Source organism: Streptomyces pactum (assembly GCF_002005225.1).
GTDB classification, from domain to species: Bacteria; Actinomycetota; Actinomycetes; order Streptomycetales; family Streptomycetaceae; genus Streptomyces; species Streptomyces pactum_A.
Window position 1 is genome coordinate 3,740,339 of sequence record NZ_CP019724.1, and the last position, 22,660, is coordinate 3,762,998.

Here is a 22,660-nt window from a genome sequence, read left to right on the forward strand (position 1 = left end):
CCTCACAGCTTCATCAGGCTGGCGTCGTCGACCGAGGCCGAGTGGCGGGAACGGAACAGGGACACGATGATCGCAAGCCCGACCACGACCTCCGCGGCGGCGACGACCATCGTGAAGAAGGCGATGATCTGGCCGTCGAGGTTGCCGTGCATGCGGGAGAAGGCGACGAACGCGAGGTTGCAGGCGTTGAGCATCAGCTCGACGCACATGAAGACCACGATCGCGTTGCGCCTGATCAGCACGCCGGTGGCGCCGATCGTGAACAACAGGGCCGCGAGGTACAGGTAGTTGACGGGGCTCACTTCGACGCCTCCTCGGACCGGTCGGAGTTGCCCGGCTCGACGGCCTTGCGCTCGAGGCGCTCCTCGGCCCGCTGCTCCAGCGCCTTCAGATCGCCCAGCGCCTCCATCGACACGTCGCGGATCTGGCCCCGCTCACGCAGCGTCCTGCTGACGGTGAGCTCGGACGGGGTGCCGTCGGGCAGCAGGCCCGCGATGTCGACCGCGTTGTGCCGGGCGTACACGCCGGGCGCCGGCAGCGGCGGCAACTGCTTGCCCTCGCGGACGCGCCGCTCGGCCAGTTCGCGCTGGGTCGCCGCCCGTTCGGTGCGCTCGCGGTGGGTGAGCACCATGGCGCCGACGGCGGCCGTGATGAGCAGGGCGCCGGTGATCTCGAAGGCGAAGACGTACTTGGTGAAGATGAGGGACGCGATGCCCTCCACGTTGCCGTTCGCGTTGGCCTGGGCCAGACCGCTGAACTCCGTGACGGACGCGTTGCCGATGCCGGCGATCAGCAGGATGCCGAAGCCGAGCCCGGAGAGCAGGGCCAGCCAGCGCTGCCCCTTGATGGTCTCCTTCAGGGAGTCCGCCGCGGTGACGCCGACGAGCATGACCACGAACAGGAACAACATCATGATCGCGCCGGTGTAGACGACGATCTGCACGACGCCGAGGAAGTAGGCACCGTTGGCGAGGTAGAACACCGCCAGGATGATCATGGTCCCGGCGAGGCAGAGTGCACTGTGCACGGCCTTCTTCATGAAGACGGTGCACAGGGCGCCGACCACCGCGACGGTGCCGAGGATCCAGAACTGGACGGCCTCTCCGGTGGATGTGGAGTAGGCGGCGAGCTGCTCGGTCATCGGCGGATCACCTCCTCCGACGCCGGTTCGGTCCCGCCGAAGGTCGAGTCGGCCTCCTGGACGACCTCCCCCTTGGAGTGGGCGACCTGCTGGACCGTCCCGGGCGCGGCCTCGGTGACCAGGCCCCGGTAGTAGTCCTGCTCGTCCGTGCCCGGGTAGATGGCGTGGGGCGAGTCGACCATGCCGTCCTCGAGACCGGCGAGCAGTTGCTCCTTGGTGAAGATGAGGTTGGCGCGACTGGAGTCGGCGAGCTCGAACTCGTTGGTCATCGTCAGCGCGCGTGTGGGGCACGCCTCGATGCACAGGCCGCACAGGATGCAGCGGGCGTAGTTGATCTGGTAGACGCGGCCGTACCGCTCCCCCGGTGAGTAGCGCTCCTCGTCCGTGTTGTCCGCGCCCTCCACGTAGATGGCGTCGGCGGGACACGCCCAGGCGCACAGCTCGCAGCCGACGCACTTCTCCAGGCCGTCCGGATGGCGGTTGAGCTGGTGCCGTCCGTGGAAGCGCGGAGCGGTGGTCTTCTGCTGCTCCGGGTACTGCTCGGTCAGCCGCTTCTTGAACATGGCCTTGAAGGTCACGCCGAAGCCGGCCACGGGGTTCAGGAAACCGGGGTCGGTCTCCTTGGGTTCCTCAGTCATCGGACGCCTCCTTTCCATCCGTAGATCCGCCCAGAGATTCGTCACTCTGAGTATCGGGCCCACCACTGACAATCAGCTCCCGCTCCCGGCGCGGACGGCGCCGCGGCACCGGTGGCAGCTCCTGTCCGGGCATCGGCGGTACCGGGAAACCGCCGGCCATCGGGTCGAAAGCGGCCGGCTCCTCGGCCGGGGCCGCCGCCTGTTTGCCCTTCTCGCGGTACATGTCCACGACGAAGGACAGCAGCAGCAGGACCAGGACACCGCCGCCGATGTAGAGCGCGATGTCGGCGAAGCCGTAGTTCTCGTTCCTGAGGGCCCGCACGGTCGCGACCAGCATCAGCCAGACCAGGGAGACCGGGATGAGGACCTTCCAGCCGAGCTTCATCAACTGGTCGTAGCGGACCCGGGGAAGCGTGCCGCGCAGCCAGATGAAGAAGAACAGCAGCAACTGGACCTTGAGCACGAACCAGAGCAGCGGCCACCAGCCGTGGTTGGCGCCCTCCCAGAAGGTGCTGACCGGCCACGGGGCGCGCCAGCCGCCGAGGAAGAGGGTGATGGCGACCGCCGAGACCGTCACCATGTTCACGTACTCGGCGAGCATGAACATCGCGAACTTGATCGACGAGTACTCGGTGTTGAAGCCGCCCACCAGGTCGCCCTCGGACTCCGGCATGTCGAAGGGGGCTCGGTTGGTCTCGCCGACCATGGTGACGATGTAGAGGATGAAGGAGACCGGCAGCAGCACGATGTACCAGCGGTCGCCCTGCTGAGCGACGATCTCCGACGTCGACATCGACCCCGAGTAGAGGAACACCGAGGCGAACGCGGCGCCCATCGCGATCTCGTAGGAGATCATCTGCGCGCAGGACCGCAGCCCGCCGAGCAGCGGATAGGTCGAACCGGAGCTCCAGCCCGCCAGCACCATGCCGTAGATGCCGATCGAGGCGACCGCGAGGATGTACAGCAGGGCGATCGGCAGGTCGGTGAGCTGCATGGCGGTGCGCTGGCCGAAGATCGAGATCTCGTTGCCGGCCGGTCCGAAGGGGATCACCGCGATCGCCATGAAGGCCGGGATGGCCGCGACGATCGGCGCGAGGACGTACACCACCTTGTCGGCGCGCTTGACGATGACGTCTTCCTTGAGCATCAGTTTGATGCCGTCGGCGAGCGACTGGAGCATGCCCCAGGGGCCGTGCCGGTTCGGGCCGACGCGCAACTGCATCCAGGCGACGACCTTGCGCTCCCACACGATGGAGAACAGCACGGTCACCATCAGGAAGGCGAAGCAGAAGACCGCCTTGACGACGACCAGCCACCACGGGTCGGTTCCGAACATCGAGAGGTCTTCAGCGGCGAGGTACGGGCTCATGCCTCCACCTCCTTGGGGGCTACGCCTGCCGGCGTCGCCGGCCCGATGCGGACGAGGGTTCCGGGCAGCACCCCGGCGTCGGAGGCGACGCCGGTGCCGGCCGAGTTCAGCGGGAGCCAGACCACCCGGTCGGGCATCTCGGTGATCTGCAGCAGGAGTTCGACGGTCCCCGCGGGGCCGGTCACGGCCAGGAGATCGCCGTCCTTGACGCCGGCCTCGGCGGCCGTGGCGGCCGAAACGCGCGCGCGGGCGGCGTGCCGGGTACCGGCGAGCGCCTCGTCGCCCTGCTGGAGGACGCCCCGGTCGAGCAGCAGCCGGTGCCCGGCCAGTACGGCCTCACCGGCGGCCGGCCGCGGCAGCGCGCCCGCGGTCCCCAGCGGTTCGGTGGCCCGCGGCCCGTCCCAGGCGCCGAGCCGGTCGATCTCCGCGCGCGTGGTGCGCAGATCGGGCAGGCCCAGGTGTACGTCCATGGCGTCGGCCAGCATCTGGAGCACGCGGGCGTCGGCGGGCGCCATACGGCGGGTCATCTGGTCCGGCTTGAGGGCGGCCTCGAAGAAGCGCACCCGGCCCTCCCAGTTCAGGAAGGTCCCGGCCTTCTCGGCGACCGCGGCGACGGGCAGGACGACGTCGGCGAGTTCGGTGACCTCGCTGGGCCGCAGTTCCAGCGACACCACGAAGCCGGCCTCGGCGAGTGCCGCACGCGCGCGTGCCGGATCGGGCAGGTCGGCGACCTCCACGCCCGCCACCAGCAGCGCCTGCAGCTCACCCCGGACCGCGGCCTCGACGATCTCGCCGGTGTCACGGCCGTAGCGGTGGGGCAGGTCGGCCAGGCCCCAGACCGCGGCCACCTCCTCACGCGCGCGCGGGTCGGTCGCGGGGCGGCCACCCGGCAGCAGTGACGGCAGCGCACCCGCCTCGATCGCGCCGCGCTCCCCGGCCCGGCGCGGGATCCACACCAGGCGGGCGCCGGTCGCGGCGGCGGTCCGTACGGCGGAGGTGAGGCCGCCGGCCACGGACGCCAGTCGCTCGCCGACGACGATCACGGCGCCCTCGGCGCGCAGTGCCTCGGCGGCCCGGGCGCCGCCGTCCTCCAGTCCGACACCGCTCGCGAGCGCGTCCAGCCACTCGGTCTCGGTACCGGGGGCGGCGGACAGCAGCGTGCCGCCGGCCTTCTGCAGGCCTCGCGTGGCGTGCGTGGCCAGCGAGAAGACCTCCTGCCCGTGCTTGCGCCAGGCCTTGCGCAGCCGCAGGAAGACGCCGGGCGCCTCCTCCTCGGCCTCGAACCCGACCAGCAGGACGGCGGGCGCCTTCTCCAGCGTGGTGTACGTGACTCCCGTGCCGTCGAGATCACGGCCGCGTCCGGCGACCCGGGAGGCCAGGAAGTCGGCCTCCTCGGGGCTGTGCACGCGCGCGCGGAAGTCGATGTCGTTGGTGTCGAGCGCCACGCGCGCGAACTTGCTGTACGCGTAGGCGTCCTCGACGGTGAGCCGGCCGCCGGTCAGGACGCCGGTGCGCCCCTTGGAGGCAAGCAGCCCCTGCGCGGCGATCTGCAGGGCCTCCGGCCAGGAGGCGGGCTCCAGCTCGCCCTCGGCGTTGCGCACCAGGGGCGTCGCCAGCCGGTCCCGCTGCTGGGCGTACCGGAAGGCGAAGCGGCCCTTGTCGCAGATCCACTCCTCGTTGACCTCGGGGTCGTCGGCCGCCAGGCGCCGCATGACCTTGCCGCGCCGGTGGTCGGTGCGGGTCGCGCAGCCGCCGGAGCAGTGCTCGCACACGGACGGCGAGGAGATCAGGTCGAAGGGGCGGGAGCGGAAGCGGTACGCCGCCGAGGTGAGCGCGCCGACCGGGCAGATCTGGATGGTGTTGCCGGAGAAGTACGACTCGAAGGGGTCACCCTCACCGGTGCCGACCTGCTGGAGCGCGCCCCGCTCGATCAGCTCGATCATCGGGTCGCCCGCGACCTGGTTGGAGAAGCGGGTGCAGCGGGCGCACAGCACGCACCGCTCGCGGTCGAGCAGCACCTGCGTGGAGATCGGCACGGGCTTCTCGTAGGTCCGCTTCCTGCCCTCGAAGCGGGAGTCGGCCTGGCCGTGCGACATGGCCTGGTTCTGCAGCGGGCACTCGCCGCCCTTGTCGCAGACCGGGCAGTCCAGCGGGTGGTTGATGAGCAGCAGCTCCATCACACCGTGCTGGGCCTTCTCGGCGACGGGCGAGGTCAGGTGGGTCTTCACCACCATCCCGTCGGTGCAGGTGATGGTGCAGGAGGCCATGGGCTTGCGCTGGCCCTCGACCTCGACGATGCACTGGCGGCAGGCGCCGGCCGGGTCGAGGAGGGGGTGGTCGCAGAACCGGGGGATCTCGATGCCGAGCTGTTCGGCGGCCCGGATGACCAGGGTGCCCTTGGGCACGCTGATCTCGGCGCCGTCGATCGTCAGCGAGACGAGGTCCTCCGGCGGGACCGCCGCCTCTCCCCCTCCCGAGGGAGCATTGGTGGTCACGGTCATGCGTTCACCTCCGTGCGGTCGGCCCAGGCCGTCGACTTGGCCGGGTCGAAGGGGCAGCCGCGGCCCGTGATGTGCTGCTCGTACTCCTCGCGGAAGTACTTGAGCGAGGAGAAGATCGGCGAGGCGGCACCGTCGCCGAGGGCACAGAAGGACTTGCCGTTGATGTTGTCGGCGATGTCGTTCAGCTTGTCGAGGTCGCTCATCGACCCCTTGCCGGCTTCGATGTCGCGCAGCAACTGGACGAGCCAGTACGTGCCCTCGCGGCAGGGCGTGCACTTACCGCAGGACTCGTGGGCGTAGAACTCGGTCCAGCGGGTGACGGCGCGCACGACGCAGGTCGTCTCGTCGAAGCACTGCAGTGCCTTGGTGCCGAGCATGGAACCCGCGGCGCCCACTCCTTCGTAGTCGAGGGGGACGTCGAGGTGCTCGTCGGTGAACATCGGCGTCGAGGAGCCGCCCGGTGTCCAGAACTTCAGCCGGTGACCGGAGCGCATGCCGCCGCTCATGTCGAGGAGCTGGCGCAGCGTGATGCCGAGCGGGGCCTCGTACTGGCCGGGGCCCGCGACGTGGCCGCTGAGCGAGTAGAGCGTGAAGCCCGGGGACTTCTCGCTGCCCATCGACCTGAACCAGTCCTTGCCCTTGTTCAGGATCGCGGGAACCGATGCGATCGATTCGACGTTATTCACCACAGTCGGGCAGGCATAGAGGCCGGCCACAGCAGGAAAGGGGGGACGGAGCCGCGGTTGACCCCGGCGGCCTTCGAGCGAGTCGAGCAGCGCGGTCTCCTCACCGCAGATGTACGCGCCCGCGCCCGCGTGCACGGTGAGTTCCAGGTCGAGTCCGCTGCCCAGGATGTTCTCGCCGAGGAAGCCGGCCGCGTAGGCCTCGCGCACGGCCTCGTGCAACCGCCGCAGCACTGGGACGACTTCACCACGCAGATAGATGAAGGCATGCGAAGACCTGATGGCGTAACACGCGATGACGATGCCCTCGATGAGGCTGTGCGGGTTCGCGAAGAGGAGCGGGATGTCCTTGCAGGTCCCCGGCTCCGACTCGTCGGCGTTGACAACTAGATAGTGAGGCTTGCCATCCCCCTGGGGAATGAACTGCCACTTCATCCCCGTCGGGAACCCCGCGCCGCCGCGTCCGCGCAGACCCGAGTCCTTGACGTACGCGATCAGGTCGTCCGGCGACATCGCCAGCGCCTTGCGGAGCCCCTCGTACCCCTCGTGCCTCCGGTAGACGTCCAGAGTCCAGGACTCCTCCTCGTCCCAGAAGGCCGACAGCACGGGTGCGAGCAGCTTCTCCGGACTGGTGCCCTTGATCTCGGCTGCCACGGTCATCACTCCCCCTCCTCGGCGGTAGGCCCTGCCGGGTGGGAAGGGTCGGATGCCGATGTGTCCTGCGGCGCATCGTGCGAGCTGAGGTGTTCCGTCGGGGACGGGTCGTGCACGGCCCGGCCCTGCGTGGCGTCGTGCGGCCCGCCGTCCCGCGGGTGCACCACGCGCGCTGCGGACGCCTCGCCCTTGGCCAGCTTCAGGCCGGCCAGGGAGGCGGGACCCGCGCTGCCGCCGGCCGCGACGGCGCCGTCCCGCTCGTCGGGGAAGCCCGCCAGGATCCGGGCGGTCTCCTTGAAGGTGCACAGCGGCGCACCGCGCGTGGGGCTCACCGGGCGTCCCGCGCGCAGATCGTCGACGAGGCGCCTGACGCTCGCCGGGGTCTGGTTGTCGAAGAACTCCCAGTTGACCATCACGACCGGTGCGAAGTCGCAGGCCGCGTTGCACTCGATGTGCTCCAGGGTGACCTTGCCGTCCTCGGTGGTCTCGCCGTTGCCGACGCCCAGGTGCTCCTGGAGGGACTCGAAGATCGCGTCGCCGCCCATGACCGCACACAGCGTGTTGGTGCAGACGCCGACCTGGTAGTCGCCGCTCGGCCCGCGCCGGTACATGGTGTAGAAGGTGGCGACCGCGGTGACCTCGGCCGTGGTCAGGCCCAGTACGTCGGCGCAGAACTGCATCCCGGTGCGCGTGACGTGCCCCTCCTGCGCCTGCACGAGGTGCAGCAACGGCAGGAGGGCGGACCGGGAGTCCGGGTAGCGGGCGATGATCTCGCGCGCGTCGGTCTCCAGTCGGGCCCGGACGTCGTCCGGGTAGGCGGGCGCGGGCAGTTCCGGCATGCCCAGGCTGACGCCCCGCTCCGAAGAAGAGGTGGTCACCGGTCGACGCCTCCCATCACGGGGTCGAGGGATGCCACGGCGACGATGACGTCGGCGACCTGGCCGCCCTCGCACATCGCCGCCATGGCCTGCAGGTTGGTGAAGGACGGGTCGCGGAAGTGAACCCGGAAGGGGCGGGTGCCGCCGTCGGAGACGACGTGCACCCCGAGCTCGCCCTTGGGCGACTCCACCGCCGCGTAGGTCTGGCCCGGCGGCACCCGGAAGCCCTCGGTGACCAGCTTGAAGTGGTGGATCAGGGCCTCCATGGAGGTGCCCATGATCTTCTTGATGTGGTCGAGGGAGTTGCCCAGTCCGTCCGGTCCCAGGGCGAGCTGGGCGGGCCAGGCGATCTTCTTGTCGGCGACCATGACCGGGCCGGGCTGGAGCCGGTCCAGGCACTGCTCGACGATCCTCAGCGACTGGCGCATCTCCTCCAGCCGGATCAGGAAGCGGCCGTAGGCGTCGCAGGTGTCGGCGGTCGGGATGTCGAAGTCGTAGGTCTCGTAGCCGCAGTAGGGCTGGGTCTTGCGCAGGTCGTGCGGCAGGCCGGTGGACCTGAGGACCGGGCCGGTGGCGCCGAGCGCCATGCAGCCGGCCAGGTCGAGGTAGCCGACGTCCTGCATGCGGCCCTTGAAGATGGGGTTCCCGGTGGCGAGCTTGTCGTACTCCGGGAGGTTCTTCTTCATCTTCTTCACGAACTCGCGGATGTGGTCCACCGCGCCGGGCGGCAGGTCCTGGGCGAGTCCGCCCGGGCGGATGAACGCGTGGTTCATCCGCAGGCCGGTGATCAGTTCGTAGATGTCGAGAATCAGTTCACGATCACGGAAGCCGTAGATCATGATCGTGGTGGCGCCGAGTTCCATGCCGCCGGTGGCGATGCACACCAGGTGGGAGGAGAGCCGGTTCAGCTCCATCAGCAGGACCCGGATGATCGTGGCCCGGTCGGGGATGTCGTCCTCGATACCGAGGAGCTTCTCGACGCCCAGGCAGTACGCCGTCTCGTTGAAGAACGACGTCAGGTAGTCCATGCGCGTCACGAAGGTGGTGCCCTGCGTCCAGGTCCGGTACTCGAGGTTCTTCTCGATGCCGGTGTGCAGGTAGCCGATGCCGCAGCGGGCCTCGGTGACGGTCTCGCCGTCGATCTCCAGGATGAGGCGGAGCACACCGTGCGTGGACGGGTGCTGCGGGCCCATGTTGACGATGATGCGCTCGTCGTCGGTGCGGGCGGCGGACTGGACGACCTCGTCCCAGTCGCCGCCGGTGACCGTGTAGACGGTGCCTTCGGTGGTCTCGCGCGCCGAGGCCGCGGACGCTGACTGTGTGCTCACGAGTACGACCTCCGCTGGTCCGGAGCCGGGATCTGGGCGCCCTTGTACTCGACGGGGATGCCGCCGAGGGGGTAGTCCTTGCGCTGCGGGAAGCCCTGCCAGTCGTCCGGCATCATGATCCGGGTCAGGGCCGGGTGACCGTCGAAGACGATGCCGAAGAAGTCGTAGGTCTCGCGCTCGTGCCAGTCGTTCGTCGGATAGACGGAGACCAGTGACGGGATGTGCGGGTCGCTGTCGGGCGCGCTGACTTCGAGGCGGACCAGCCGGTTGTGGGTGATCGAGCGCAGGTGGTAGACGGCGTGCAGCTCGCGGCCCTTGTCGTGCGGGTAGTGGACGCCGCTGACGCCGGTGCAGAGCTCGAAGCGCAGGGCGGGGTCGTCGCGCATGGTGCGGGCGACTCGGACCAAGTGCTCGCGCTCGATGTGGAAGGTCAGCTCGTCGCGGTCGACGACCGTCTTCTCGATGGCGTTGTCGGGCAGGAGTCCCTGCTCCTCCAGCGCGCCCTCGAGTTCGTCGGCGACCTCGTCGAACCATCCGCCGTAGGGCCTGCTCGCCGGCCCGGGCAGCCGGACGGAGCGGACCAGGCCGCCGTAGCCGGAGGTGTCGCCGCCGTTGTTGGCGCCGAACATTCCGCGCTGGACGCGGATCTCCTCGCCGCCCTGACCGCGCTGGCCGGGGAGGTTCTCGGCGGACAGGTCCTTCTCGGGGTTCACCCCGTTCCCGTCACCTGCCGTGTTGTTCGCGTCGCTCACCGCAGCAGCCCCTTCATCTCGATGGTGGGCAGGGCCTTGAGCGCCGCTTCCTCCGCCTCGCGGGCCGCCTCCTCGGCGTTCACCCCGAGCTTGGAGCCCTGGATCTTCTGGTGAAGCTTGAGGATGGCGTCCATCAGCATCTCGGGCCGCGGCGGGCAGCCGGGGAGATAGATGTCGACCGGGACGATGTGGTCGACGCCCTGGACGATCGCGTAGTTGTTGAACATGCCGCCCGAGGAGGCGCAGACCCCCATGGAGATCACCCACTTCGGGTTCGGCATCTGGTCGTAGACCTGCCGCAGCACCGGCGCCATCTTCTGGCTGACCCGGCCCGCGACGATCATCAGGTCCGCCTGCCGCGGTGAGCCGCGGAAGACCTCCATACCGAAGCGCGCCAGGTCGTAGCGGCCGGCGCCGGTGGTCATCATCTCGATGGCACAGCAGGCGAGGCCGAACGTGGCGGGGAAGACGGACGACTTGCGCACCCAGCCCGCGGCCTGCTCGACGGTGGTCAGCAGGAAGCCGCTCGGCAGTTTTTCTTCGAGTCCCATGTCAAAGGCCCCTCAGTCCCATTCCAGGCCGCCGCGCCGCCATACGTACGCGTACGCGACGAAGACGGTGAGCACGAAGAGCAGCATCTCCACGAGCCCGAAAATCCCCAGGGCGTCGAAGGTGACGGCCCAGGGGTAGAGGAAGACGATCTCGATATCGAAGATGATGAAGAGCATCGCCGTCAGGTAGTACTTGATGGGGAAGCGCCCGCCGCCGGCCGGCGTGGGGGTCGGCTCGATGCCGCACTCGTAGGCCTCGAGCTTCGCCCGGTTGTACCGCTTCGGACCGATCAGCGTGGCCATGACCACGGAGAAGATCGCAAAGCCTGCCCCGAGGGCTCCCAGTACGAGGATGGGCGCATACGCGTTCACCGCTCCTCGCTCCTCTCAGTCGGCACTGACTGCTGGCGGTTGCATCGGACTCACCACCGCCCCGACAGCCCCACGAGCCCCGCTCGTCCCGGCGAAGATCGCGAACATGTGAAGCAGGTCACAAGCCCAACTGCCTCGCATCCTATGCCCGCCGCTCTGTGATCTGCGACACGGGGTATTGCACAAGCTTTGTGATCTCTACCACCTGACGAACGATCATGAAGTCGGATGAGCAGTGATCTTCACACAAGAAGCGTTCAGGTGATCACCAGAGGTGACATTTTCGTTCGTCGCCGCTGGCCAGAGGATGTGGGAGGCGGCGTCTCAATATCAAGATGGTTCCCTTGCATGCAAATTGGTGTCGGACGCGAACCCTTGATAGAGGGCGCGTTCACACATGAGAGGGAGCGTCGGGGTGCGATGTGGACACGTGCACGCGTTCACGAGCACTCAGGACCCGTCGCGCGCCACGGACGCGACCGGACGGGTAACCGTTCCGTGACCTGCGCCACATTCATGAGAGACGTCTGAGAACCGGGCTTGGCCAACTGTCCCAACAAGTGGTAAGCACGGGGCAATTCGGGCGTAACGATCAAAGTCCGTGATCACAGGCCGGTTACGGGCCGCCCGCAATGTCCGTTAGGGCGTCAATAAGGAGCGACACGCCCGGGATTCGGGACCCGATTGAACAACTGTGGCGCAGCACACGTTTCTTGAAGGTATGGAGGAGCTCCTGATACCGGTTGTCCCTATGTCCCACACCGCTCACATACGCAGCCACCGGAAGCCCCGCCGCAGCGCGTCGACCATCGCGATGCGGGCCGGAGTTGCCGGTGGCGTCCTCAGCACCCTGGCAGTGGCCGGGGCGTCGGGTTCGGCCAACGCGGCCGAACCGGTGACGCAGACCCTTGAACTGCCCACCCTGACGGCCGACCTGGCCGCTCAGGTCGCCCAGTCCGCGGACGTCACGCAGCAGGCGGCCGCGAGCTACGAGCTGCAGGCCGAGCGTGACGCGGCCGCCGCGAAGGCCGCCAAGGAGGCCAAGGCGGACCTCGCCGAGGCCAAGAAGAAGGCCGCGGAGGAGAAGAAGAAGGCCGAGGAGGCCGCGCGCAAGGCGGCCGCCGAACGTGCCTCGCGCAGCGCCGAGCGCGCCACTCTGAGCGCTTCGGCGGACACCGGGTCCTCCGACAGCTCCACCGGCTCGGACAGCAGCGTCACCAGCAACACGTCCACGGCCACCGGCTCGGCCGCCGCGGTCGTCGCCTTCGTTCAGTCCCAGGTCGGCGACGCCTACGTCTCCGGCGGCACCGGCCCCAACTCCTGGGACTGCTCCGGCCTGGTGCAGGCCGCCTTCAAGTCGGTCGGCGTCGACCTGCCGCGCGTCTCCCAGGCCCAGTCGACCGCCGGCACCCAGGTGGGGCTGAGCAACCTCCAGCCGGGCGACATCCTGTACTGGGGTGGCGCGGGCAGCGCGTACCACGTGGGTGTGTACGTCGGCGACGGCATGTTCGTCGGCGCGCAGAACTCCTCCACCGGCGTCGTCAAGGCGTCGCTGTCGTACGACCCGCCGAGCGGCGCGGTGCGCGTGCTCTAGTCCAGGCACGCGGACACCACGCACAAAGCAGATACATCCGCCCGAAGGGGCGCGGCCGCTCGGCGGTCGCGCCCCTTCCGGCTCTTGCGTGCTGCGGACTTCTGCCGCCCCGGTCTCCTGACGTTTCCGGACTTCTGCCGCGCTCCGGTCTCCTGACGTTTCCGGACTTCTGCCGCGCCCCGGTCTCCTGACGTTTTCCGGACTCCTGCCCGCGCTCCGGCGCCTGGGGCTCCCACCACGCTGATGCCGCCTCGCGACTCCCTCAGTCGGCCCCACCGGCCCCCCGTGGCGCCCGCGGCCCCGCCCCACTCCCGCCCCCGCGGCGCTCCGGGCCTCGCGTGCCGGGCTCTCGCGGGTCCCCGCGCCTCCTGGCATGCTCGGCGCGGGCCGGTCCCCGCCGGCCCGCGCCGAGCCGAAGGAGAGAACGTCATGCCCAGTGTGTTCGTACAGGGGCGGCCCACCGCCGTCTACCCCCCGCTCGCGCCCGAGGCCCGGCGCGGGTCGGTGCGGCGGGTCACCGAGGTCGGTGAAGAGGTGCTGCACAAGCCGTGCCGGGACGTCACCGAGTTCGGGCCCGACCTCGCCGCGCTGATCGACGACATGTTCCGCACGATGTACGTCGCCGAGGGAGCCGGGCTGGCGGCGAATCAGGTGGGCGTCGGCCTGCGCCTGTTCGTGTACGACTGCCCGGACGATGACGGTGTCCGACATGTCGGACACATCGTCAACCCGGTGCTGGAACACCTCGAGCCGGCCGCGCGGCGGCTGCTCGACGAGGGCGAGGGGTGTCTGTCCGTACCGGGAGCCACCATGGCCGTACCGCGCCCCGACCGGGCCGTCGTGCGGGGCCTGGACAAGGACGGCGAGCCGCTCGTCGTCGAGGGCAACGGCTATTTCGCGCGCTGCCTCGCCCACGAGACCGACCATGTGAACGGGTACGTCTACCTGGACCGGCTCTCCGCGCGCGACCGCAAGGCGGCGCTGCGGCAGTCGGCGGACCGGCGCGCGGAGGTCTTCGCGCGCCGGTCCGCCAACGCCCGGGCCCTCGAGGAGGACTCGGGCGGCCTCACGGGGTCCCGGGCCTGACCGGAGCCGCCGGCCGTCACGCCTTAGGCGCGACCTTGCTCAGTCCGTTGATGATGCGGTCCATCGCGTCGCCGCCCGTCGGGTCCGTCAGGTTGGCGAGCATCTTGAGGGTGAACTTCATCAGGACGGGGTGGGTGAGGCCGCGCTGGGTCGCGATCTGCATGACCTTCGGATTGCCGATGAGCTTCACGAAGGCGCGGCCCAGCGTGTAGTAGCCGCCGTAGGTGTCCTTCAGGACGCGCGGGTAGCGCTGCAGGGCGATCTCGCGCTGAGCCGGCGTGGCCCGCGCGTGGGCCTGGACGATGACGTCGGCGGCGATCTGGCCGGACTCCATGGCGTAGGCGATGCCCTCGCCGTTGAAGGGGTTCACCAGGCCGCCGGCGTCGCCGACGAGCAGCAGGCCCTTGGTGTAGTGGGGCTGGCGGTTGAAGGCCATGGGCAGGGCGGCACCGCGGATCGGGCCGGTCATGTTGTCCGGGGTGTAGCCCCAGTCCTGGGGCATGGAGGCGCACCAGGCCTTGAGGATCTCGCGCCAGTCGATCTCCTTGAAGGAGTTGGAAGTGTTCAGCACGCCCAGGCCGACGTTCGAGGTGCCGTCACCCATGCCGAAGATCCAGCCGTAGCCCGGCAGGAGGCGGTCCTGGGGCCCACGGCGGTCCCAGAGTTCCAGCCAGGACTCCAGGTAGTCGTCGTCGTGGCGGGGCGAGGTGAAGTACGTGCGGACGGCGACGCCCATCGGACGGTCCTCGCGGCGGTGCAGGCCCATCGCCAGGGACAGTCGCGTGGAGTTGCCGTCGGCGGCCACGACCAGCGGCGCGTGGAAGGTGACCTCGCGCTTGTCCTCCCCCAGTTTGGCGTGCACGCCGGTGATGCGGCCGGTGCGGTCGTCCACGACGGGGGCGCCGACGTTGCAGCGCTCGTACAGGCGCGCGCCGGCCTTCTGGGCCTGCCGGGCGAGCTGGTCGTCGAAGTCGTCGCGCTTGCGGACGAGTCCGTAGTCCGGGAAGGAGGCCAGATCCGGCCAGTCCAACTGGAGGCGGGAGCCGCCGCCGATGATGCGCAGGCCCTTGTTGCGCAGCCAGCCGGCCTCTTCGGAGATGTCGATGCCCATGGCGACGAGCTGCTTGACCGCGCGCGGGGTCAGGCCGTCACCGCAGACCTTCTCCCGGGGAAAGGCGGTCTTCTCCAGCAGGAGGACGTCGAGCCCGGCCTTGGCCAGGTGGTACGCGGTCGTGGAGCCGGCTGGCCCCGCGCCCACGACGATCACATCGGCGGTGTTGTCGGAGAGGGGCTCGGTCACGGCGGGATCTCCCCAGAGTTCGAAAATCTGCGTGCCGACGGGCACTGGACATGGGCAGTCTATTCAGCGTCACCGATCACCCGGCTGAAGGGCTGCCCAGTGAACCGAGCTCTCCCCGTTGTACGGTTGCGCGTCCCCACCGACGAGGACGCCGTCGCCTGGCACCGCGTCTTCGACGACCCGGACGTCATGGAGTTCCACGGTGGGAGGTCCGCGGAGCTGTCCGTCTACGAGGAACTCACCGCCCGCCAGCGCCGCCACGACGCCGAGCACGGCTTCTGCCTGTGGACCATGGTGGACGAGGACGACCGGGTCATCGGCTTCACCGGCGCCCAGCCGTGGCCGCAGGACTGGGGCCCCAAGGGCGACATCGAGATCGGCTGGCGCCTCGGGCGGGCGCACTGGGGCAAGGGGTACGTGACGGCGGCGGCCCGGCAGACCCTGGAGCGGGTGCGGGCGGCGGGTGTGGCGGAGGTGGTGGCGATGGTCAACGCGCGCAACGCCCGGTCCATCGCGGTCACGGAGCGGCTGGGCATGCGGCTCGACGAGGTCTTCACGACCCCGGTCTCGCGGCAGCGGGGGCACTGCTACCGGCTTCCACTACAGCAGACATGACGGAAAGTAACCGACTGTCACAGTAAGTCACTTGCCGCTTCTCGGCGGTGCCCCGCGGAGCTACGCTGCCGGGTGCCGCCGGGGGGTGACGTCCGTGCGCCTGGTGCCCGGGAAGTCCGACGCACGCGTACCGCGCCCGGCCGGCCCGATGGCCGTGGCCGCGCGGGAGGCCGCTCGGGCGCAGGGCCTGTCCCTGCACGCGCCGGACCGGACCGGCCGGACCTCCGCCTCGCCGTCGTCGACCACGTCGTACGCCGGTATCCGCGGCCCGGCGCGCACGTGCCCCCGACGTCGACGGTGTACGTGTGGTTCGGCTTCGGGGAGGGCGAGGGCGGCGGGGCATCCGAGAGCCACGCGTGCCGGACCCGCCCCGCGGCGGACTCCGGCGGGAGCCGGCCGAGCCGGGGGAGCCTGGTGGACCTGGGGTGGATGTGGTGAACCTGGTGAGCCGAGCGAGGGCGGGCCGCCCCGCTGTGCGGTCCTCAGTTCTCCCTGAACCGCCTCAGCCCTGCTTGAACCCCCGGTGCAGCGCCACCACGCCGCCCGTCAGGTTCCGGTACGCCACCCTGGACCAGCCCGCCTTGCCCAGCCGCTCCGCGAGCGCCGGCTGGTCGGGCCAGGCGCGGATGGACTCGGCGAGGTAGACGTACGCGTCGGGGTTGGACGACACCGCGCGGGCCACCGGCGGCAGGGCGCGCATCAGGTACTCGGTGTAGACGGTCCGGAAGGGCGTCCACGTCGGGTGCGAGAACTCGCAGATGACGACCCGGCCGCCGGGCCGCGTCACCCGGTACATCTCGCGCAGCGCGGCGTCGGTGTCCTGCACGTTGCGCAGCCCGAAGGAGATGGTGACCGCGTCGAAGACGTCGTCCTTGAACGGCAGCCGCATCCCGTCGCCCGCGGTGAACGGCAGCCACGGGTGCCGCTCCTTGCCCACCCGGAGCATGCCGAGGGAGAAGTCGCAGGGGACGACGTAGGCCCCGGTGCGGGCGAAGGGCAGGGAGGAGGTCGCGGTGCCGGCCGCCAGGTCCAGGACCTTCTGCGCGGGGCGGGCGTCGACGGCTCTGGCGACCTCCTTGCGCCACGCCCGGTCCTGGCCGAGCGACAGCACGGCGTTCGTCAGGTCGTACCGTTCCGCGACGTGGTCGAACATGGAGGCGACTTCGTGCGGCTGCTTGTTCAGGGAAGCGCGGGTCACGGGCCCATTGTTGCAGCCCGCCCTCCTCCCGGCGCGGACGGGCTCACGGCAGCGGGCGCGGCCTCCTCCGCGCGGCGACGTCCTCCACCACCCGAACAGCGGCACGAACGCCGCGATCAGGCACCTGCGGCGTCCAGGTGGGGTTCGGGCCGTCGTCGAAGGTCAGGGCGATCGTCTTGTCCGGGACGGAGACGGTGGCCTGGCCGCCACCATCTCCGTCCCGGACACGGTGGTGGCCTGGCCGCCGCGGAAGGTGAGGATCGGCCCACCGTCGAGCACCTCGACGCGGACACGGACGACGCGGCGACCGACTGCAGCGGTGTGACGCAGGAGGCGGGGGCGTTCGGGGCGGCGTTCGGGGGCTGACGGGTGACCGCGTTCAGCGGCGACGGTGCACCAGGCGTCCCGCGCACACGGTGGCGACGCACACGCCGTCGTCGTCGAGGACGGCGAGGTCGGCCCGGCCGAGCTCGACGAGGGCGGTGGGGCGGGTGCGGGCGAGCACCACGACGTCGTTGCGCTCGGCCGCCGCCCGCAGTGCGGGTGAGCCGGCGTGCTCCTCGAGGACGGCCACCGCGCCCAGTTTCAGCACGGCGTGGATCCGCTCGCGCGGCGTGGGGGCGTGGGGCAACGGGCCCTCGTGGACCCGCGCGGGCCCGAGCACACCGGGCCAGCGCCGCACCCGCGCCGCCGGGAACCGCTCCGCCAGCTCGGCGAGCGGCCCCACGGCGGCGATCCGGACGCCCTCGACGGCGACGGCACCGTCCTTGACCGGTTCCGGATCGTCCCAGACGTACCGGACCTCCGCCGCGGCGTGAATCGTCAGCACGGCGGCGTCAGTTGGAAGCGAGCAGCTTCAGTTCCGGATGGGCCGTGCCGCCCTCGATGGCCGTGGACGAGATGTGGGACACGACGCGCTCGTCGACGGGGTCGTTCGCCGGGTCGTCGTGCACGACGAGGTGCTCGTACGTCGTGGCGCGCTGCGCCGGTACGCGTCCCGCCTTGCGGATCAGGTCGATGATCTCCAGCCGGTTGGACCGGTGCTTGGCGCCGGCCGACGACACCACGTTCTCCTCCAGCATGATCGAGCCGAGGTCGTCGGCGCCGTAGTGCAGGGAGAGCTGGCCGACCTCCTTGCCGGTCGTCAGCCAGGAGCCCTGGATGTGGGCGACGTTGTCCATGAACAGCCGGGCGATGGCGATCATCCGCAGGTACTCGAAGAGCGTGGCCTGCGTGCGGCCCTTCAGGTGGTTGTTCTCGGGCTGGTAGGTGTACGGGATGAAGGCGCGGAAGCCGCCGGTGCGGTCCTGCACGTCCCGGATCATCCGCAGGTGCTCGATGCGCTCGGCGTTGGTCTCGCCGGTGCCCATGAGCATGGTGGAGGTCGACTCGACACCCAGCCGGTGCGCGATCTCCATGATCTCCAGCCAGCGCTCGCCGGACTCCTTCAGCGGCGCGATGGCCTTGCGCGGGCGCTCGGGCAGCAATTCGGCACCGGCGCCGGCGAAGGAGTCGAGCCCGGCCCGGTGGATCCGGGTGATGGCCTCCTCGACCGACACCTTCGAGATCCGGGCCATGTGCTCGACCTCGCTCGCCCCCAGGCTGTGGATGACGAGCTCGGGGAACTCCTTCTTGATGGCGGCGAAGTGCTTCTCGTAGTACTCGACGCCGTAGTCCGGGTGGTGGCCGCCCTGGAACATGATCTGCGTGCCGCCCAGCTCGACGGTCTCCGCGCAGCGGCGCAGGATGTCGTCGAGGTCGCGGGTCCAGCCCTTGGCGGTGTCCTTGGGCGCGGCGTAGAAGGCGCAGAACCTGCACGCCGTGACGCACACGTTCGTGTAGTTGATGTTGCGCTCGATGATGTACGTGGCGATGTGCTCGGTACCGGCGTACCTGCGCCTGCGTACGGCGTCGGCGGCGGCGCCCAGCGCGTGCAGCGGGGCGTCGCGGTAGAGGCCGAGCGCCTCTTCGGGGGTGATCCGCCCACCGGCGGCGGCGCGGTCGAGGATGGGCTGAAGGTCGGCCTTCTCGGTCACCGGCGTCCCTTTCGCAGAGTTCGTAAGGGTTGTGGACGGACCCGCCCAGCCTACGCCAGCCCTTCGGGCCGGTGATCCTCAGGCCGCGTAGGCCCCCGCGAGCACACCGAGGAAGGCGCCCGCGATCAGGAACGGCCCGAACGGGATGGCCGTCTTGCGCCCCGCCCGCCGGGCGACGACGAGGGCACCGCCGTAGAGCGCGCCGAGCAGGAACCCGGCGAAGGTGCCGAGCATCACCGTCGGCCACCCGTACCAGCCGAGGACCGCACCGGCGCCCAGCGCGAGCTTCACGTCACCGAAGCCCATGCCGGCCGGGTTGATGAGGAACAGCACGAGGTAGCCGGCGCCGAGGGCGAGGGCGCCCAGCAGGGCGGTGGTCCACTCCCCGGCGTGCTCGGGCACGAGGGCGGTGAGGCCGAGGAGGCCGAGGGCGGCGCCCGCGAGGGGCAGGGTGAGGGGGTCGGGCAGCCGCCGCACCCGGAGGTCGACGACGGCGAGGAGCACGCCGGCCGGGGCGAGCAGCAGCCAGACCGCCACCTCGGGGCGGGTCCCGGTGGCCGCGGCGAGCGCGGCGCAGACGAAGGCGGTGACGGTGGCGAGTACGGCGGTGCGGGGGCCGTAGGAGGACGCCCCGGCCTCGCACCGCCCGCACCGGGCCCGCCCGAGCCAGCCCCGGACGGGATGCGCGCCGCCCGGGCACCGCTCGCGCCACGGCTCCCCCGAGGGGGCGGAGAAGCGGTAGGCCGCGCGGGGCAGCAGCACGCCGGCCGCCGCGCCCCAGACCGCGGCGACCAGGACGATCAGAAGCTCGATGTTCATCCCGCGGCGGCGACGCCGTCGCGCCAGGTCGGCAGCAGTTCGTCGAGCAGTGCCTCGGTGCGCGGCGGCAGACCGCGCGCCCCGCTGCGGCCGATGAGGTCGGCGGCGAGCGCGTGGAGCCGGCCGGCGTCGTCGGTGGCGTGCGTGGCGCGCAGCAGCTCGTGCCACAGGCGCTCGTCGGCGGGTGCGGTGCGCAGCGCCGCGTTCAGTGCCTCGATGGCCTTCTCCGCCCGGTTCTTCTCCAGGTGGAACTCGCAGAGCGCGAGGCCGGTGTCCGCCACGAGCAGTGGGAGCTGGGCGTCGATGATCTCGTGGGTGAGCCAGCGGTAGCGGCCCTCGGGCCGGTCGGCGAGCAGCGGCCCGCGCACCAGCACCAGCGCGTCGGTGAGCAGCCGCCCGCGCACCTGGCGGCTGCCGACGCCCCGGCCCTGCGTGGCCTCGTAGTAGAGGGAGCGCAGCACGTCCAGGTCGGAGACGACGGACTTGGCGAGGGTGAGCCGTCCGCCCGCGTCCGTACGCAGTCGTGCGCTGCCGTCGGGGTCGGTGCCCAGCCAGGCCCGCAGCCGCTCGAGGAGCGCGTCACGCACGTCCGCCGTCACGCCGCGCGGCCACAGCGCGGAGGCCAGCACACGCGGGTGGACGCCCTCGCGGTGCAGCAGGAGCAGCGCGAGGGCCTCGTGGAGCTGGGCGCTGCGCTCGCCGTCGGGCGCGTCCAGGCCGATGATCTCGTACGACCCGACGAGACGGGCGTACACCGCGGGCCGCCCCTGCTCGCTGACGTCGACGAGGAACGGCGGGGTGTTGGCCGGTCCGCCGGGCCCGCGCTCGGGGTCGGCGTCGGTGAACAGCTCGACGACGGCCCGCTGCTGGGCGACCGGCAGCAACTGGGCCTCCAGCTCCAGCCCGAGGAGCGGGGCGAGCAGCTTCCCCTCGCCGGTGATCTCCATCTCCCAGGCGGCGCCCGGCAGGTCGGCGCCCTCGGTGCCGACGAGGTAGCCGATGCCGAGGCGGGCGGCGTCGGCGGCGAGTTCGGCGAGCCTGAGGGCGTCCTCGTCGGACGGCTGGGCGGCGAGCAGCACGAGGTGCGGCGCCCAACGCGTGTGCTGGGCGGGCCCGGTGCGGCCGGTGAGCACGGAGTCGTGCCCGGCCGCGCCGAGCGCGCCGCGCCGCTGCCGGGTCTCGGCGGACATGGTCTCGAAGAGGTCCTCGAACCCGTCGAGGTGGCGGATCCGGTTGGGCGCGAGGGGCGTGAGGTCGTCCCCGAACCCGACGAGCGTGATGGTCATACGGTCCGACCAGCCGTTGGTGGCCAGTTCGGCGGCGACCGACGCGAACACGGCGGCCCGGTCGGCCTCCGTGCCGCTGAGCGAGACGATGCCGGGCACCGCCTCCAGGTTGAGCAGCAGCCGGGAGTCGTCCATGGTTCCGAGGCTGACCAGCCCCGGGTACGGCGCGGCCGTGTCGGCGTCCTCGTACCCCTCGGCGTCGGCGCGGGCCAGCATCCAGAAGGTCTGGTCCTGCCCGTGCTGCCAGGGCGTGGGCGGCTTCCCGGCCGGCTGGGCGAGCTGCAGGTGCAGGTCGCCGTTGCTGCTCATCCAGGCCGCGTACACGACGGGCAGCGGCCGCGACTCGGCGGCGAGGGCTGCGGCCAGCCCGCGCAGCGACCGGTCCAGCAGGCGTACGCCCTCGGGGTCGGCGCCGACGAGCAACGCGTCCTGCGCGTCCTGGGCGTCGCCGGTCGGCGTGGGCGGCTCCATGCCGCGCCGTCCGCCGACGTTGCCGAGCGCCGACTGCCACAAGGCCTGCCGGCGCCTGCGGCCGAGGGCGCCGAGGAGACCGGCGGCGAGGAGGGGCGCGGCGAGGAGTGCCTCGGGGAGCCCGAAGGAGTGTCCGACCGCCGCGGTGGGGGCGGCGTGTTCCTGGCCGGTGCTGGGGGCCGGGGCCGGGGTGGCGGGCGTCGCCGGGGTGGGCGCGGGCCGCTGCTCGGGGAGGGAGACCCGGGCGTCACCGGCGCCCGCGCCGCCGCCCTGGGCTCCGCCGCTCCCCTGCGCGTGGTCACCGGTCTGCGCGTAGTCGCTGATCTGCTGCTGCACCTGCTCGGAGACGTTCGGTGCCGCGTCGGGCATCTCGACGAGCTCGCCGCCGCGGGCGTCGCCGGGCATCTCCATGATCCACCCGGGCCGGATGAGGCTGGCCTCGGACAGCTTGGACCCGTCCGGCTGCACACGGTCCTTGTTGAGCTCGAAGATCTCCTTGTACCGGCGTCCGTCACCGAGGTGCCGGTCGGCGATCTCCCAGAGGGAGTCGTGGTGGCGTCCCTCGGGCGGCTGGATCCGGTAGTACTTCGTGTCGCCGTGCGCGGCGGCGGCGCCGTCGGCGCGGGCCGCGGCCTGTCCGGCCTGCTCGGCGAGGGCGTTCGCGGTGCCGGCGGCCTGCTCCTGCTGCTGGGCGAAGAGCCCCGGCGTCTGCTGGGCGGCGGCGACGGACGGCTTCTGGTTGCCCTCGATGCTCTGCCCGAGCTGCGACAGCCCCGGGGTAAGGCTGGCCGCGGTGGCGCCGACGAGCAGCAGCGCGGCGACGAGCTGCCGGGCGAGCAACTGACTGGGCCCGGACCCCGGCACCCGCCCCGGCACCCCGACACCGGACAGCGCGGCCTTGACCTCGACCAGCACGCAGGCGGTGAACTGCGCCCACGCGAACCAGACGACGACGGTCAGGATGCTCAGGAAGGTGTGGACGGTGATCTCGCGCTGCAGCCAGTCGAGGCCGGGCACGCCGTCCGGCAGGGGCCAGCCGATCTGCGTGGCCAGCGCCAGGGGCACCCCGACGACGAGCACGAGCAGCACCACGAAGGCGAGGAACGCCTTGACGAAGTCCCCGAACGACCGCCGCCGCACCCGCACCGGTTGGGGCGTCCGGTTCCTCGGAGCCGGCGAACTTCCCGTCGAGCTTGACGAGCTGGTGGTGCGGCGTCGAGGCATGGCGGGTTTCCCGGGTCGTGTGTCGTGTGTGGGCGTATGCGGACGTATGTGGAGGGCGGCTGGAGCGTCCGGTATGAGGGGTGTGCTGAGCCTACAGAGATCTTATGGACTCACACCGACACCGTCGAAGGCCCACCACGAGACCCGATCGCAACCCCGGCCCC

General features: G+C 70.9%; 20 protein-coding genes and 1 pseudogene. 4 read left to right on the forward strand and 17 right to left on the reverse strand.

Annotation, left to right across the window (positions count from 1 at the left end; translation table 11 throughout):
* Nucleotides 1-2: 2 nt before the first annotated feature.
* The 11 genes from nuoK to B1H29_RS15535 are packed head-to-tail and all read right to left on the reverse strand — an operon-like array spanning nucleotide 3 to nucleotide 10,867.
* Nucleotides 3-302 (reverse strand): NADH-quinone oxidoreductase subunit NuoK, encoded by a 300-nt coding sequence (gene nuoK / locus B1H29_RS15485; RefSeq protein ID WP_029381056.1) that lies wholly within the window; start codon nucleotides 300-302, stop codon nucleotides 3-5.
* The gene (locus tag B1H29_RS15490; RefSeq protein ID WP_055418449.1) at nucleotides 299-1,141 is read right to left on the reverse strand and encodes an NADH-quinone oxidoreductase subunit J; all 843 of its coding nucleotides are present in this window, start codon (nucleotides 1,139-1,141) and stop codon (nucleotides 299-301) included. The genes nuoK and B1H29_RS15490 overlap by 4 nt, the downstream gene beginning before the upstream one ends.
* On the reverse strand, nucleotides 1,138-1,779 hold the full coding sequence (gene nuoI / locus B1H29_RS15495; protein WP_055418450.1) for an NADH-quinone oxidoreductase subunit NuoI: 642 nt from the start codon (nucleotides 1,777-1,779) through the stop codon (nucleotides 1,138-1,140). Before nuoI ends, B1H29_RS15490 begins: the two co-directional genes overlap by 4 nt.
* On the reverse strand, nucleotides 1,772-3,148 hold the full coding sequence (gene nuoH / locus B1H29_RS15500) for an NADH-quinone oxidoreductase subunit NuoH (protein WP_055418451.1): 1,377 nt from the start codon (nucleotides 3,146-3,148) through the stop codon (nucleotides 1,772-1,774). Before nuoH ends, nuoI begins: the two co-directional genes overlap by 8 nt.
* Nucleotides 3,145-5,649 carry an NADH-quinone oxidoreductase subunit G gene (locus B1H29_RS15505; protein WP_055418452.1) on the reverse strand — a complete coding sequence of 835 codons (2,505 nt, stop codon included), beginning with the start codon at nucleotides 5,647-5,649 and terminating at the stop codon, nucleotides 3,145-3,147. Before B1H29_RS15505 ends, nuoH begins: the two co-directional genes overlap by 4 nt.
* The gene (gene nuoF / locus B1H29_RS15510; protein WP_199832342.1) at nucleotides 5,646-6,995 is read right to left on the reverse strand and encodes an NADH-quinone oxidoreductase subunit NuoF; all 1,350 of its coding nucleotides are present in this window, start codon (nucleotides 6,993-6,995) and stop codon (nucleotides 5,646-5,648) included. Before nuoF ends, B1H29_RS15505 begins: the two co-directional genes overlap by 4 nt.
* Entirely contained in the window at nucleotides 6,992-7,864 is an 873-nt protein-coding gene (gene nuoE / locus B1H29_RS15515) for an NADH-quinone oxidoreductase subunit NuoE (protein WP_055418454.1), read from the reverse strand. The genes nuoF and nuoE overlap by 4 nt, the downstream gene beginning before the upstream one ends.
* The gene (locus B1H29_RS15520) at nucleotides 7,861-9,192 is read right to left on the reverse strand and encodes an NADH-quinone oxidoreductase subunit D (protein WP_055418455.1); all 1,332 of its coding nucleotides are present in this window, start codon (nucleotides 9,190-9,192) and stop codon (nucleotides 7,861-7,863) included. Before B1H29_RS15520 ends, nuoE begins: the two co-directional genes overlap by 4 nt.
* Entirely contained in the window at nucleotides 9,189-9,944 is a 756-nt protein-coding gene (locus B1H29_RS15525; protein WP_055418456.1) for an NADH-quinone oxidoreductase subunit C, read from the reverse strand. Before B1H29_RS15525 ends, B1H29_RS15520 begins: the two co-directional genes overlap by 4 nt.
* On the reverse strand, nucleotides 9,941-10,495 hold the full coding sequence (locus tag B1H29_RS15530; protein WP_005313804.1) for a NuoB/complex I 20 kDa subunit family protein: 555 nt from the start codon (nucleotides 10,493-10,495) through the stop codon (nucleotides 9,941-9,943). Before B1H29_RS15530 ends, B1H29_RS15525 begins: the two co-directional genes overlap by 4 nt.
* Nucleotides 10,496-10,507: 12 nt before the next feature.
* Nucleotides 10,508-10,867 carry an NADH-quinone oxidoreductase subunit A gene (locus tag B1H29_RS15535; protein WP_003974383.1) on the reverse strand — a complete coding sequence of 120 codons (360 nt, stop codon included), beginning with the start codon at nucleotides 10,865-10,867 and terminating at the stop codon, nucleotides 10,508-10,510.
* A 751-nt stretch (nucleotides 10,868-11,618) separates the two neighbouring features.
* On the opposite strand from B1H29_RS15535, the gene B1H29_RS15540 reads away from it, so the two are divergent.
* Together B1H29_RS15540 and def are read left to right on the forward strand one after the other, a co-directional pair.
* A complete protein-coding gene (locus tag B1H29_RS15540) occupies nucleotides 11,619-12,461 on the forward strand; it encodes a C40 family peptidase (protein ID WP_063787497.1) in 843 nt (280 codons plus the stop codon).
* A 429-nt stretch (nucleotides 12,462-12,890) separates the two neighbouring features.
* On the forward strand, nucleotides 12,891-13,547 hold the full coding sequence (def, locus tag B1H29_RS15545; RefSeq protein WP_055418457.1) for a peptide deformylase: 657 nt from the start codon (nucleotides 12,891-12,893) through the stop codon (nucleotides 13,545-13,547).
* A gap of 16 nt (nucleotides 13,548-13,563) precedes the next feature.
* Here the strand turns inward: def and B1H29_RS15550 are convergent, their stop codons facing one another.
* On the reverse strand, nucleotides 13,564-14,847 hold the full coding sequence (locus tag B1H29_RS15550) for a geranylgeranyl reductase family protein (protein WP_055418973.1): 1,284 nt from the start codon (nucleotides 14,845-14,847) through the stop codon (nucleotides 13,564-13,566).
* A gap of 99 nt (nucleotides 14,848-14,946) precedes the next feature.
* Between B1H29_RS15550 and B1H29_RS15555 the strand changes: the two genes are divergently transcribed.
* Together B1H29_RS15555 and B1H29_RS39345 are read left to right on the forward strand one after the other, a co-directional pair.
* A complete protein-coding gene (locus B1H29_RS15555; protein WP_055418458.1) occupies nucleotides 14,947-15,462 on the forward strand; it encodes a GNAT family N-acetyltransferase in 516 nt (171 codons plus the stop codon).
* Between the two features lie 148 nt (nucleotides 15,463-15,610).
* A pseudogene (locus tag B1H29_RS39345) lies at nucleotides 15,611-15,875 on the forward strand (PASTA domain protein); the annotation flags it as partial.
* An 89-nt stretch (nucleotides 15,876-15,964) separates the two neighbouring features.
* Here the strand turns inward: B1H29_RS39345 and B1H29_RS15565 are convergent.
* The 5 genes from B1H29_RS15565 to B1H29_RS15585 form a co-directional block, all read right to left on the reverse strand.
* Nucleotides 15,965-16,660, reverse strand: coding sequence for a demethylmenaquinone methyltransferase (locus B1H29_RS15565; protein ID WP_055418459.1), 696 nt, complete (start codon nucleotides 16,658-16,660; stop codon nucleotides 15,965-15,967).
* A 379-nt stretch (nucleotides 16,661-17,039) separates the two neighbouring features.
* Nucleotides 17,040-17,489: an imidazolonepropionase-like domain-containing protein gene (locus B1H29_RS15570; RefSeq protein ID WP_055418460.1), complete on the reverse strand. Its 450-nt coding sequence runs from the start codon at nucleotides 17,487-17,489 to the stop codon at nucleotides 17,040-17,042.
* A gap of 7 nt (nucleotides 17,490-17,496) precedes the next feature.
* Complete coding sequence (gene mqnC, locus B1H29_RS15575; protein ID WP_055418461.1) at nucleotides 17,497-18,696, reverse strand: cyclic dehypoxanthinyl futalosine synthase; 1,200 nt, start codon at nucleotides 18,694-18,696, stop codon at nucleotides 17,497-17,499.
* 78 nt (nucleotides 18,697-18,774) lie between these two features.
* Nucleotides 18,775-19,515, reverse strand: a complete 741-nt coding sequence (locus B1H29_RS15580) for a prepilin peptidase (protein ID WP_055418462.1) — start codon at nucleotides 19,513-19,515, stop codon at nucleotides 18,775-18,777.
* Nucleotides 19,512-22,496, reverse strand: a complete 2,985-nt coding sequence (locus B1H29_RS15585; RefSeq protein WP_055418463.1) for a BTAD domain-containing putative transcriptional regulator — start codon at nucleotides 22,494-22,496, stop codon at nucleotides 19,512-19,514. Before B1H29_RS15585 ends, B1H29_RS15580 begins: the two co-directional genes overlap by 4 nt.
* Nucleotides 22,497-22,660 lie beyond the last annotated feature (164 nt).